Annotated in this window: 10 protein-coding genes and 2 pseudogenes; 10 read left to right on the forward strand and 2 right to left on the reverse strand. The window is 36.6% G+C overall.

The window, feature by feature from the left end:
* Nucleotides 1-282 precede the first annotated feature (282 nt).
* Nucleotides 283-1,152, reverse strand: a complete 870-nt coding sequence (locus DET63_RS16675) for a LysR family transcriptional regulator (RefSeq protein ID WP_113937244.1) — start codon at nt 1,150-1,152, stop codon at nt 283-285.
* A 332-nt stretch (nt 1,153-1,484) separates the two neighbouring features.
* Here DET63_RS16675 and DET63_RS16680 point away from each other — a divergent pair, with 332 nt between their 5' ends.
* From DET63_RS16680 to DET63_RS16695, 4 genes and pseudogenes are all read left to right on the forward strand, one after another.
* Entirely contained in the window at nt 1,485-3,242 is a 1,758-nt protein-coding gene (locus DET63_RS16680; RefSeq protein WP_113937245.1) for an ABC transporter ATP-binding protein, read from the forward strand.
* On the forward strand, nt 3,239-4,984 hold the full coding sequence (locus tag DET63_RS16685; RefSeq protein WP_113937246.1) for an ABC transporter ATP-binding protein: 1,746 nt from the start codon (nt 3,239-3,241) through the stop codon (nt 4,982-4,984). The genes DET63_RS16680 and DET63_RS16685 overlap by 4 nt, the downstream gene beginning before the upstream one ends.
* A 321-nt stretch (nt 4,985-5,305) precedes the next feature.
* Nucleotides 5,306-5,524: a hypothetical protein gene (locus DET63_RS16690; RefSeq protein WP_113937247.1), complete on the forward strand. Its 219-nt coding sequence runs from the start codon at nt 5,306-5,308 to the stop codon at nt 5,522-5,524.
* Between the two features lie 210 nt (nt 5,525-5,734).
* A pseudogene (locus tag DET63_RS16695) lies at nt 5,735-6,118 on the forward strand (C40 family peptidase); the annotation flags it as partial.
* Nucleotides 6,119-6,399: 281 nt separating this feature from the next.
* Here the strand turns inward: DET63_RS16695 and DET63_RS16700 are convergent.
* Nucleotides 6,400-6,612 (reverse strand): hypothetical protein, encoded by a 213-nt coding sequence (locus DET63_RS16700; RefSeq protein WP_086390030.1) that lies wholly within the window; start codon nt 6,610-6,612, stop codon nt 6,400-6,402.
* A gap of 333 nt (nt 6,613-6,945) precedes the next feature.
* On the opposite strand from DET63_RS16700, the gene DET63_RS16705 reads away from it, so the two are divergent.
* The 6 genes and pseudogenes from DET63_RS16705 (at nt 6,946) to DET63_RS16740 (ending at nt 14,174) form a co-directional block, all read left to right on the forward strand.
* A complete protein-coding gene (locus tag DET63_RS16705) occupies nt 6,946-7,281 on the forward strand; it encodes a transposase (RefSeq protein ID WP_113937248.1) in 336 nt (111 codons plus the stop codon).
* Nucleotides 7,282-7,308: 27 nt separating this feature from the next.
* The gene (hfq, locus tag DET63_RS16710; protein ID WP_113937249.1) at nt 7,309-7,497 is read left to right on the forward strand and encodes an RNA chaperone Hfq; all 189 of its coding nucleotides are present in this window, start codon (nt 7,309-7,311) and stop codon (nt 7,495-7,497) included.
* 1,078 nt (nt 7,498-8,575) lie between these two features.
* The gene (locus DET63_RS16720) at nt 8,576-9,571 is read left to right on the forward strand and encodes an ETX/MTX2 family pore-forming toxin (protein WP_113937251.1); all 996 of its coding nucleotides are present in this window, start codon (nt 8,576-8,578) and stop codon (nt 9,569-9,571) included.
* 818 nt (nt 9,572-10,389) lie between these two features.
* Nucleotides 10,390-11,100 carry a hypothetical protein gene (locus tag DET63_RS16730; protein ID WP_101168930.1) on the forward strand — a complete coding sequence of 237 codons (711 nt, stop codon included), beginning with the start codon at nt 10,390-10,392 and terminating at the stop codon, nt 11,098-11,100.
* 85 nt (nt 11,101-11,185) lie between these two features.
* Nucleotides 11,186-11,982: pseudogene (locus tag DET63_RS16735) on the forward strand (Tn3 family transposase); the annotation flags it as partial.
* 527 nt (nt 11,983-12,509) lie between these two features.
* Nucleotides 12,510-14,174 carry a M4 family metallopeptidase gene (locus tag DET63_RS16740; protein ID WP_113937252.1) on the forward strand — a complete coding sequence of 555 codons (1,665 nt, stop codon included), beginning with the start codon at nt 12,510-12,512 and terminating at the stop codon, nt 14,172-14,174.
* Nucleotides 14,175-14,385 lie beyond the last annotated feature (211 nt).

Genomic DNA, 14,385 nt, shown 5'->3' on the forward strand with positions numbered 1-14,385 from the left:
GGGGAATTTACTACAAGTATTGAAAGTTTAGAAGTTGGCTATTGATAAAGTAAAGTGATTTGTTGTTGTTGTTTTTAAAATGGTAGATGATGAGAAAATTGATGCCAGAGAGCTATGCAATATCAAATCACACGCCCAGTTTGCAGCTACTGCCTTTTTAATTAAAAAATAGTTATAAATAAATAATCAGAGGCGCCTGATCTTTCCTCATGAAAAGATCAAAAAAGCCCTCAAAGATTTGGAGAGAGAAGGAGTGAACCGACTGTTCACTCCTTTCTTTTATTATTCCTTACTGAAATTTTCCAAGAACTTTCTGGCCAATGAGGACATGTAACGGTCCTTAATCCAGATTGCCGCGATCCTGGTCTGGAGGGAAGGACTGTCGATTTCCTTATAGATCAGACTACTGTGGTTCGCCAGCTCAAACGCGGATTTCGGGATAATTCCGATTCCGAGGCCGGCATTGGCCCATAGTAGGGTGGTACGTGCATCATCATTTTTACAGAATAGGTTTGGCTCGAAGCCGGCTTTCTGACAAGTCTCGCGAATCAGCTGTTCGAATCGGCGGTAAATGACCAGAGGGCGCTCGTGCAGCTCTTCGATTCGGATTGCATCCTGCCCGCTGCTCCAATCCAGCTCCGGGGTCATCACGGCGATCATCGGCTCGTTTTCCGCACATTTGTATCCCATCCCCGCATTATGAAAGGGAGTTCTGACGATTCCCAGTTCGATGACCCCACTTTGTAGCAATTCAATGACCCTGAACGTGTTTCCCTCATGGATTTCAAATTTGATCCCGGTGTAAGCTTTGTGAAATTCGGATAATCTATCCTTTAATAACGTTGCTCCAGAGGAGGAAACCGTTCCAATTGCCAATGTTCCCTTCAATCCTTTGGCAAAGTCACTGACCTCTCTTGACGTCGAATCTGTTAAATCTACAATTTGCTGCGCTCTGCGGCGCAGCATCTCCCCGGCGTCCGTGAGTCGGATACTGCGTGCACCGCGCTCTACCAGCTTTACGCCAAGCTCCTCCTCCAACAGCTTAAGCTGCTGGCTGAGCGGGGGTTGAGCCATTTGCAGTTTTTTGGCGGCCGAGGTAATCTGGCCTTCTTCCGCAATCATCAGGAAGTATTTCAATTGCCTAATGTCCATAAGGTTCTCCTTTTGAATTGCCATATTAATTTCATATAGATTAGATACTAATCAAATATTATTAATATGGAAGATGTTATGTTATTTTTTAATCATATCCGGTAAATAAAATTCGTCAAACCTTTTGAATTGCATTAAATTAAATATTTTAGTCCAATTTCAGAATGGCCGCTTTTTAGTACTGAGAAATTTGGATGAAGCTAGGCCATGAGGAGCGGAGCGTACATAGTTTGTACGTGAGCGCAGGAATGCCCAGGTGAATTCAAGATTCGATATCGAAATCACTTCATAATCAAAAGCGACCTTATGACAATTATGATGGGGATGATACTTTGTTTAGACTCACAACATTTTTAAAACCTTATAAGAAGGAAAGTATTCTTGGCCCTTTCTTTAAGCTGGTGGAAGCAATTTTCGAGCTTCTTCTGCCGACGATTGTGGCCCTGATTGTCAACCATGGAATAGGCAGGCATGATATCGCTTATGTATGGAAGATGGGTGGTTTAATGGTCGTCATGTCGATAATGGGGTTCGGTAGCTCGCTGATTTGTCAATATTATGCAGCCCGGGCATCACAGGGGTTCGGTACAACACTGCGTAATACGCTGTTCCGGCATATCTCGACGCTGTCTTATACTGAGATTGACCGCTTTGGGACACCATCATTGATCAACCGTATCACAAATGATGTCAATCAGCTCCAGATTGCAGTAGCGATGCTGATTCGGCTTGTGATTCGTGCCCCGTTCATTTGCATTGGTGCAATCATTATGTCGATGCTGCTTGATTTTAGACTATCGCTTGTTCTGATTGCGGCGACACCAGTGTTTGCTATTATTCTATATTTAATAATTACCAAAACAGCACCTATGTATCGGTTATACCAGAAAAAGTTGGACAGAATCGCACTAGTATTGAGCGAAAATTTGACGGGAGTTCGCGTCATCCGTGCGTTCGCCAAGAGACAGGCAGAGAAGGTGAGATTTAGCGAGGCTTCCGACGACATTACGGCCACTGCAATCCGAGTAGGGCGGGTGTCTGCGCTGCTTAATCCGGCAACGACGGTTGTTGTCAACGGAGTAATTATCGCTATTCTATGGATTGGTGGTTTCCATATTAATGCGGGGACATTATCTTCTGGCGAGGTCATCGCCTTTATTAACTACGTAACGCAAATTTTGCTCGCTTTGATTGTCGTGTCGAATCTGATTATTATTTTTACCAAGGCAGCGTCCTCAGCATCACGGATCAATGAGGTGTTCGAAACCGTTCCTACCATCGCTGACCTTGTGCCTGAGGAGCAAAAACAGTCTGCAGCGAAAATAGAAGACAAGAAGGATGGTCCTGCTGTTACATTTAATCATGTTTCCTTCGGATATAGTACAACGAGTGAACCGGCACTGACAGATATATCGGTGGAGATAAAACGTGGCGAGACTGTGGGAATTATCGGTGGTACTGGTTCAGGCAAATCTACATTTGTGAACTTGATTCCGAGATTTTATGACGCTACCTCCGGACAAATACTCGTCAACGGAATTGATGTAAGGGATTATAGTCTACATGAGCTACGCGGCGAAATCGGGATCGTTCCGCAGAAGGCACTGCTCTTCACAGGGACGATTGCCGATAATATCCGCTGGGGTAACGAATTAGCTTCGGATCAAGAAGTCAAACGGGCAGCTATCATTGCCCAGGCCGATGAATTCATAACGAAAATGCCAGAAGGCTATAACACTCTGGTGTCAAGGGGCGGACTTAATTTGTCGGGTGGGCAGAAGCAGCGCTTAACAATCGCCAGGGCAATTGTCGCCAGTCCCGATATTCTCATCCTTGATGATTCTTCGAGTGCACTTGATTTTGCCACAGATGTGGCGTTAAGAAGGTCGATCCGGGAAAACAGCCAGGGAATTACGGTATTCATCGTCTCGCAGCGGGTTAGCACCGTGCAGCAGGCGGATAAAATCATCGTCATCGAAGACGGACGGATTGCTGGCATCGGCACCAATGCTGAACTCAAGCGAGATTGTAGTGTCTATCAAGATATTTGCCGCTCACAGTTCGCTAATGAGGAGGTAGGACAACAATGAACATGAAGCAAACATGGGGAAGACTACTAATTTATACAGGAAAATATAAAAGGTATACAATCTGGGCCTTCATTAGTGCGATTATTAGCGTAGCCTCCAGCTTGATCGGTCCATTTATGATTGGGATTACGATCGACCATATGGTCGGCAAGGGTGCTGTTGAGTTCGCGGACATATTCAGACTGCTTATACAGCTTAGTCTGGTGTATCTCATCGGAGGCTTGTTCGGTTGGCTGTTGACATATCTTACGAATCGACTTGCTAATCAAACAGTAAATGATTTGCGCAGCGAAATGTTCGACAGGCTGAATGTACTGCCACTGAAATATCATGATAATCATCCGCAAGGGGACAGCATCAGCCGATTCGTAAACGATATGGATGCCATATCGGACGGGTTGCTGCAGGGATTCTCCACATTATTAACCGGTGTTGTTACAATCATCGGGGCGATCGCGTTCATGTTGTATACGAATCCGCTCATGACCATCGTCGTGCTGTTATCTGCACCAGTGACTTTCTTCGTAGCGCGGTTCATCACGATGCGCTCTCAGCAGTTATTTCGTGATCAGGCCCGTATATTGGGTGGGCTGAATGGCTATGTCGAGGAGATGATCGGCGGGCAGAAGGTTGTTCAGGCCTTCCGTTATGAAGACCACTCTTTTGCGGAGTTTACAGCGCGAAATGATGAATTGTATCACACCGGGGTAAAATCACAATTCGTCAGCTCTCTGTCAAATCCATCCACCCGTTTCGTGAACAATGTTACCTTCTCAATCATCGCCTTAATTGGGAGTATTATGGTCATTATGTCTAGAATATCGGTCGGGGGACTATCGAGCTTCCTGATTTATGCCAATCTGTTCGCTAAACCGTTCAACGAGATTACCGGAATAATTACACAGTTGCAATCAGCTACGGCCTCGGCACAACGTATCTTCCAGGTACTTAATAAATCGGCGGAGTCACCGGACGTTGAAGATGCAGTTCATATCCCAGCTAAGCAGGGGACGATTACATTCCATCATGTGAAGTTCGCTTACCAGCCTGACCGCCCCCTTATTACCGATTTGAACCTAGTTGTCGAACCAGGAACACGTGTCGCAATCGTGGGACAGACGGGTGCTGGCAAGACAACGTTAGTGAATCTGTTAATGCGATTCTATGATGTTAGTGCCGGCGAGATTGCGATAGATGGTATTAACATTAACGATATGGACCGTGACAGCTTACGCCATACCTTTGGGATGGTGCTACAGGATACTTGGCTGTTTGGCGGGACAATTCATGACAATATCGCCTACGGGAAACCGAATGCTAGCCAGGAGGAGGTTATTGCTGCCGCTAAGGCAGCTAACGCCCACAGCTTCATCAAGCGGCTGCCGCAGGGCTATAATACAATAATCAATGGCTCCGGTGACAGCCTATCCCAGGGACAGAAACAGCTATTGACGATCGCTCGGGTTATGTTGGTTGATCCGCCTATGCTAATTCTCGACGAAGCAACGAGCAGCATTGATACGCTTACGGAGATTCGTATCCAGGCGGCGTTCCTGAAGATGATGGAAGGCAGAACGAGCTTCGTTATCGCCCACCGTTTGTCGACAATCCGTGAGGCAGATATGATCCTCTACATGAAGGACGGGGATGTCGTCGAGAGCGGCAGTCATGAGCAGCTGCTGGAGCGCAGCGGCTACTACGCCAATCTGTATAACAGCCAATTCGCGGCTGTTAATGGTTAGTAGACCACCATTCCAAAAGTGCGCACAATACGTGGACAGGGTCTTGGCCTAACTAATCTCCATCATATGATAACTATAGTTATCATATGTATTAGAGGATAGTGTAACATCAAAAATTAACCCTGATACAGTGTAGTCATATTGTATCAGGGTTTGTATTATTTTATAAAAAACATAATATATTCAGTTGAATAAACTTTGTTGTAATGAGTAATAAGAGTAATCAATGTGTCTCAGTAAAAACACCTATTGCTTTCTTTAACTTATTATTTCTCCCTTCTTTCCATTCGGAAGAAAAGGAGGTAATATAACAAGGAATTATTGTTTGAACTTTTAAAAGAAATTGCCAGGGCAGTTGTGCGTGAGCTTTCAGCCTACGTATTAAGAAAGCAACTGCAAAAAAGGACAGCAAAAAAAACCAAGCTTCACTGTAGGAAGCTAATCGCCAAAAACGCAGGAATTGAATTTGATAATATTAATAAAGTTGTTAAAAAATATTATGGCACATACAGAATAAAGTCTGTTGCTCAGCTATCATAAAGACGTATATATACTAGGTGAATTGGAATTTAAGATATACTTAATATCAGTAATTCATGTAATTAGGAGTGAGTTCTATATTTAAGGAAAATGCAAAAAGGATACTCCTGTCATTAGTAACAAATCCAATACTAATAATTGTATACGGGATTTTTTGTTATGAGTTAGCCTTATACTGTAAGTACGGAAAAATGAATTATAATATTTATATTAACTGCGAGCCAATTTAGCAAAGTCTATGCAGAGATGAAAAAATATGAAGGTAAACCATATAAATATGGTGGAAATAGTCCTAAAACTGGATTTGATTGTTCGGGATTAATGCAATGGGGATATGGAACACAAGGGATTAAATTACCGCGTACAGCACAAGATCAATATAATAAAACAACACGCGTTGAAAAAAAGGCTCTTCAACCAGGAGATTTAGTTTTCTTTAAAGGAACGGTCGCGGGCAAATCAGGTATTACTCATGTTGGTATGTATATTGGTAATAACAAGTTTTATAGTGCTAGTAATTCCGGAGTAGGTGAAGCTAGCTTAGATAGTACGTATTGGAGTAAATATATTGCAGGATATGGTCGAATCAAATAAAAAATGGATTATAAGGTTCCAGAAAAAGAACTGAAGTCAATTTTGACTTCAGTTCTTTTTGATTAATTAATGTCCTCGGACAACAAAAGTACTAATCACACGGCCATTGTAAGTTACCTCATATTTATTTCCCTCTGTGATTGGCATAGGGAAAACAACCGAAAAAGACGGTCAATATTGAACCGTCTTCTAAGAAATAAAATGCAAATGTACATTCATATATGACAGCTAAAAACCATATAGAAAACTATGTGCCATACGGAATGAAATACCAATATCTTTTAACAGCATTTCTCTTTCATAGCTTTCATCATAGACATAGTAGAAGTCATCATTTCATCACATTCATGCATTGTATTCATCATAGCTTTATCCATGTTTACATTCATTTGCATCATGTTGTTCATCATCATCTTCATACACTTCATTTCACACATCATTTTTTCCATAGACATCATCATATTTGTTGTACCTACCATCATTGTTTTTTCCATTTTAACATCCTCCTACATTTTTAATTTTTTTATCTAGCAATTATAAACATTCTTTTTCTTTTTACAAATACCTCCAAATTTCTTCCTAGATAGATATTGATAAATAATTTCTAGTTAGGATAAAGAAAAATATTATAAAAAGAATAATCTTTTTCATGTAAAAAGCTTCCTTAACGTACAATTTTCTTTTTTGATATGGTGACGCCTTAATGGAAACTGTATTGTGTGTTTTGGATAGATTTCTTGCGAAATATGTACCTAGAGCAGTATTTCAATTTAAATGTGATACGATAGTTATATATTCGTTTTGCTAGTAAAAGGGGAGGAGTGTCGATGAAAAACCAGATAAAAGTAAATGGAAAAATCCTTCAAACAAATAAAAAATGGTCACATCTCAAGCAAAGACAAAGACAACATATTTCTAATTGGTTACGTAGAGAATATACACAGTTTGTAAAAACACATTATAGAAAACCTAGAAAGTATGAACATGATGAGATTCTTCATGAAGTGATGAATCAAATACAGGAACGTGAAATTTGGATTCCTAATGGCGAAGTAAAAAGATATTATCTAAGCAAAATAGGAAAATGGTTTAGAAAAATAGAAAGCGAATGGGAATCACAAATATCCAACAGTGAAAAGCAGCAGGTATTAGAAGAAAAGTAAATCCAAACAAACTAGGGGGCGCATTTCATGTTTAATTTACAAGAAGATATGTATGAACAATTGAAAGAGAAAAAAGGGGAAGTTACTGTATTTTTAAAGAATGGCGTTCCAGTGCGTGGGCAGATCCTTGCAACGGATAAATTTACCGTTCTTATGATGGTTCAGAGTAAACAACAACTAGTCTACAAGCAAGCTATTTCCACAATTGCTATGTAAAAATAGTGTCTTCTTAATAATTAACAAAAGAGAACAGGAGTCAATTTTGACTCCTGTTCTCTTAAAATTATGAAAGTATTATCTCATAAAATATAGCGACCCCTAATATAGGATTTATGTCATTTGGGTATCGAGACCTCATATAGATCTTGCAACATTAAATTTATATTTCATCTCCAAAACCTTTGTAAAGGTGTGGATAATCCATGTTTCCTTAACCATCTTTTACTATATATTTGTAATAAATCAGCTTTTGTTAATTTCTCTTTTTCTTCAATTGTCCAACGTAATGCTTCGAGTCCTGCTACCGATAATGAGACGTTATGTTAACCTCACGTGAATACGGTATACATTGATTTTCACTTTTGAATTTTACATAAACTAAAAAAGCTAATTTATATAGAATTAGCTTTTTTTAAATCATTATTAGAAACATTCCTAAACTTATAAGTAGTAAAGATCCCCCAAGTTGAATAACCCAAAATGGTATAACTATTGTTTTTATAGTTGTACCATATTTGGAAAATCTGAAACAAAGACTTTTATAAATATTATAACCACCAATAATAATTAAAAATATACCAACTATGTAAGCAAATAGGTTCATATTTTAATTCCCCTTATTTTGTTTAATAAAATCATAGTTTATCACCAAATCAACATAAATTGTAATTGAAAAGAAGATGTTAAACTATCGAGAAATATATTTGAATTATTTACTTCCGTTTTCGATAATTATGTAAATAAGCTGTCCATATGGACAGCTTATTGTATTTTTGGCTTAGCGTGGTTTTTTTCCGAAATGCTGGCGGTACGCCAGAAAGATAAACACATTTAAAAACATTGTAGAATTTATGACAATTAACAGTAGATTTCTTAATTTCTATATATCTTTTTATCTTAAATATGACATTAACAAAAAAAATTAACATATTTCTAGATGCATATATGTAATAAAACGTAAAAAACTAGTTAATTTTATCCGATAGCGACTAATTAAATGGAATGTTGAGTATTTTCTGTCAATTAGATATATTAATAGCATAATGCTAAATCTATTAAGAGAGGTGGAATATTGATGAAATCATATAAAAAAATGGCTGTAATGATGCCATTCGCATGTATGTTAAGTATAGGAGTAGTAAGTATGCCTACTACTTCTTTTGCGGATGCTACAAAAAGTACAATATTAAATGTTAATACAAAGAGTGATAATGTTTATAATGAAGATAAGTTTATACAAGATATAAAAGATAGAATGACTCCAGAAGGTACTGCAGCTAATCCAAATACTGCAACTAAATATGTATCTAAGCCCGAATATCATACTGATGTTAATAACTTAGATATAACAGCACATTTTGATAGTTGGGGACCTACACAACAAATAGAACTACTATCATACAAAAATGATGGATTAGTAGACCAAACATGGTATTCTCCTGAAAAAAGTATCAAAACAACAGAGTCTTTTACCTATTCAAACCAAGAAGGGGCTAAATTAGGAGTATCTTCAAAATCAACGTTAGCAGTTAAAATTCCTTTTGTTGCTGAAGGCGGTCAAGAGATCACACTTTCATCTGAATTTAATTATACTCATACAAGTTCTAACACATCTACTCATGAAGAACAAATTATATTTAAATCACAGCCTGTAATTTGTAAGGCTGGTTATACCACAACATATTTTGGTATAGTGAAAGCCGCTAATTTCTCAGGAACATTTAAAACGAAATCAAAAGTTCATGTTCCGAAACTATCCTACTATGATCAAAATGGATATGGATGGACGTGGCAGGAATCACGTCCTAATTTTTACAATTCAAAAGTGTATTCTTTACTTACGAATGGTTCAAAACCAACACCATCATATTTAAACTTTGAATCTTATGTACAACCAGATAATAAAAATATACAAATACCAGTAGTAGATATTCAATCTGAGTTTAGCGGTGAAGGTGGTCATTATTCTGAGATATATGTTAAAGCAACTCCAATAGATGCACCAAATAAATCTATTACACTACCCCTTAAAGAATATCAAAATAGAGTAGCCAAAGGATTACCATTATAATAAGAACTAAATTTATATATTTTTCTGTAAAGAGATATAAAAAAAGATTATTATTATGGAGTTTTAATTTATGTATGAAAAGTTTATTCAGAATACTCAATACGCAAAATATCTCTTACAAATATATAATGTAAATTCTCTTCTATCTCAATTATCTTGTGCACCAGAGCTACAATCTTTTATATTTTGTTATTTCCTGTTGCAGAATCCTTGTTATAAGGATTCTTTTTTTGTATCAAAAATCTACAAAGAAAAAAGATAAGATCGGGAACACAATCTTATCTTTAGCACAAGGAGTAAACAAAGGGAATAACCATCACATTTTTATTATAATTTATTTCTTGTTAATTTTGAATATTATAACCATAATTAACAAGTATATCTATATTGAGAAATTTATTACAAAATTAGTTATAAAATGATTCAAAACTCCAATGTAAACTTTTAGCCATTAGTTTACTTTCAAATTCACTTAAGTTATACATTTTCTCGTTTCAAAAACCACCTGTTTATAAAGTTATACCTTTAAGGAAGAAACTTTACTCCTTATGAAATCAAGGTTTGTCATGTTTATAAACATGTAACGAAATATTTATAAACGTATATTAAGTACCAACGACCTTTATAAATCTCTTAGCGTACAATTTTCCCAGAATGATATGGTGACCCCTAAAATAATATTTGGATGGAAATCCAATACATATTATTAAAATTAAAGTGGTTCAAGTCGGAGAAAGGCACCTTAGGGTGTCTTTTTTTCTACCTATAACTGTTTAATTGTTATATAATAATAATATTGTATTTTAGGAGGAACATAAATGAACAAAAAACTAATCATTGGAATTATCGCTGTAATAGTAGCTATCATTGCTTCCGTAGCTATTTTTAAGGATTCCAAATCAGAAGATATGAAACCTAAGTATTCACAAAAAGATATGGATAAACTTATCGATCAACACTTTAATGAACAGCAAGAATTAAAAACACAAATCAAAGAGTTAAAATCTAAAGTAGACTCCTATGAAAAAGAGCAAACTAGGTCACTTCAAAAAACTACACAGCCGAGTCAAGAAACACCTAAACCGCAAGAACAACCAGAACAAGAACAGCCTAAAAAAGAAGACACTGCCGCAAAAGAGACGGTTAAAACAGTTTACTGGGGAAATAAGGTTAAAGAAGTTGCATCGAGTGATAAATCTACAACTGAAAAGTTTGATGAAGTAAGCAAATATGCTCAAGGTTACAAACCATCCAAAGATGAAGTTAAACAATTTGGTGACGAAATTATTAAAGAATATAAAGATAAAAACTATATTAAAGATGTATCTAACCATGAATACATGTTAAACAACCTTTTCAAGTCGCAAGTTGTTGATAAAAATGCATCAGATAAAAATTTAAAAGATTTTGCTTTTGATTTCTGGCAAAACTCTAAATATAATTACCGTGGTGTAGAAAATGCAACAAGTAGTGCTACTCAAGCTAATGAACGTCAAATGGATAAAGCTTTAAGTAAAATGAATAAATAGATATTGAATAGAGGAAATAAAAAAAGCCGCCCAATTATGATGTGCACCCCAATTGTTAGACACGAAAGACAATTGGAGGTGTACTTTTTATGTACAAGTTATTAGTTCTTCAGAAGAAGCGCCACATATTATTGATGGCTTACTATATCATGAAACAGATTTGGAAATTGAAGAACATTATACGGACGCAGCGGGCTTTGTAGACCATGTCTTTGCCATGTGTCATATGCTAGGATTTCGATTAAAACGTTTAATAAAAATAAAATCTATACTTTTGAAAAGCTCATAAATCAACCACATCTAGAATTTATGATTGGTGGAACAATTCATACAAAGAAAATAAGAGAAAATTGGGATGACTTATTGCGATTAACTAGCTCTGTTCGTAATGGGACCGTCACAGCTTCCCTTATTCTCAAGAAACTTGCGGTCTATCCAAGGCAGAATAGCTTATCTGTAACTTTACGTGAAATAGGAAGAATTGAAAGAACTTTATATACATTAGAATGGTTGCAAAGCCCTGAGCTTAGAAGACGTGTACAGGTCGGTTTAAATAAAGGTGAAGCAAAACATGCACTTGCTAGAGCTGTGTGTTTTAATCGATTAGGGGAAATTCGTGATCGTTCTTATGAGGATCAATTACATAGAGCGAGCGGTTTGCAACTTCTTATTTCTGCAATTGTATTATGGAATACTGTATATATATCGCGTGCAGTAGATGCATTACGTGCAAAAGGCGTAAACATTCCAGAAGAATATTTACAACATATATCCCCACTTGGCTGGGAACATATTACATTGACGGGTGACTATGTTTGGAACTTAAATGAAAAAACAAATTTTAATAATTTAAGACCATTACGAGACAAAATCTATATATAAAAGTAGTAAAGTAAGTAAGCCGGTTCCTTAACGTACAGGGAACCGGTTGATTTGTGTCCAAATTATGTCTAAACGTACAATTTTCTTTTTTGATATGGTGACCCCTACTATACAACATCGGTAGAATAACCCCTTACTTTTGAAGTAGTAAGGGGTTATTCTTGCAAATTTTAGCTTGATGGGCGTGTATGATGCCCCCTTTTATATACAGCTTCTTGTTTTAGTTTTGTAAGTGGATCCAAAAAGAAGTAATCGTTGCCGCACCCCTTTTTCGGAGGATGGACAACGATTCCCAATTAAAATTTATCCGATATGCGAAATTGCATATTCATTATGAAAACCTAGAAAACTCAACACTTTAAGGTCTTCTACAACCAGAATTATAAGTAAATAGATATAAATAATATGAATTATTTCCCATTTATTACAATCTCCTACCTTTACAGAATCTATATATAAAAATATAATTTTCAAAAAATATAAATATTCTGTTTAAAACAGGGTGTAAAAACAAAGGAGAAGAAAATATGAAAACAAAGAAACAAAGTCTAGCAGTTTTATTGTCAGCTGGTGTTATTGCTACATCAATTAGTTTACCGACACATAGCTATGCCGCTACATCAAGTAATGTGCTGTCTACAGAGAAGTATAATGAGGTCATTAAGTCCCCAGAATTTATTTCTGGGCAGCTGACTACACCATCTTCAACAAAAACTGAGGATGTAGTATTTCGATATGTTGATGAAAATAAGGACAAATATAAACTAGGTACAAAAAGTGCTAAAGAATCATTCACTGTAAAGAAACAAGAAGATGACAATTTGGGTGCAAAAGTTGTTCGATTACAACAAACATATAGCGGTGTTCCAGTATGGGGATCTACACAAGTTGCACATGTTGATAATAAGGGGGTATTAACCGTTTTTTCTGGAACCGTGATTCCTGATTTAGATAAAAAATTACAACAACCAAATCAAAAAGTCTCTGCCGATGAGGCAGTGTCTATTGCTGAAAAGGAACTAAGTTTTAAACCAAACTATGATGTAAAACCGACATCTGAACTTGTAGTATATGCAAAAAATGACACAGTATCCTATGCATATAATGTTCATTTAGGATTTTTATCTCCACAACCAGGTAACCATGATTATTTTGTAGAAGCAGAGACTGGAAAAATCTTAGATCATATTGAAGTTTTACATACAGCAAGCACCCCAAAAAATATTATTGGGACAACAACAACGGGAACAGGAAAAGATTCATTTGGAAATACAAAAAATTTGAATCTCTTACAATCTAATAATACTTATTATTTAGTAGATCAGACCCGTGGAAAGGGAATTTATACGTATGATGCACAAAATCAAGGAAGTGATGATGACACTTCGTTTCTCCCAGGTGTCCTTTTAAGTAACAGCACTAACAGTTTTACAAGCAAAAATGCACAGGCAGCTGTGGATGCTCATACTTATGCCGGAATTGTATATGATTATTATAAAAACGTTCAGGGAAGAGATTCCTATGACGGAAATGGAGCCAAAATTGTTTCATCTGTTCATTTTGGAAAACAGTATGAAAACGCATTTTGGGATCCAGACCTAAAACAAATGGTTTATGGAGATGGAGATGGATCAACCCGTTCATTTACAGCCGCAATTGATGCTGTTGGTCATGAACTAACACATGCAGTAACAGAATCATCATCCAACTTAATTTATCAAAATGAATCTGGCGCACTTAATGAATCAATGTCAGATATTTTCGGAACATTAATCGAATATTATAATAACTCAAATCCCGATTATCTAATCGGAGAAGATTTATTCTTCCAATCGGGACAAGCCCTTCGTTCTATGAGTGATCCAACACAATACGGTGATCCAGACCATTATTCTAAACGTTATACAGGAACGAATCAAAGCAAATTAGTACACACAAATAGTGGGATTATCAATAAAGCAGCGTATCTTGTTGCAGAGGGTGGTACTCATTATGGAGTAACTGTGAACGGTATTGGTAAAGATAAAATGGGTAAAATCTTTTATCGCGCAAATACTCAATATCTCACAGAATCGGCAACATTCTCTCAGACAAGACAAGCTCTTGTACAGTCAGCCGCAGATTTATATGGAACACAATCAGCTGAGGTTACCTCTGTAACCAAAGCATTTGATGCTGTTGGTGTTAAATGATTTGGTTTTGGTGCAGCTCTTGCAAGTAATCTCCTAAACTTGGACATACTGATAGTATGACTCTAAAAAAGAACTTGTAGGGATTCCTACAAGTTCTTTTTGTTTTTCTAGCTCAACACAAAATACAACGTTCAAACAACCGTATACCTTGAAAATAGAATAAAAAAATACAAAATGTTAATTTTATAAAAGCCATTGATATCATGCGCAA

This window comes from Bacillus sp. DB-2, assembly GCF_003315125.1.
GTDB classification, from domain to species: Bacteria; Bacillota; Bacilli; order Bacillales; family Bacillaceae_G; genus Bacillus_A; species Bacillus_A mycoides.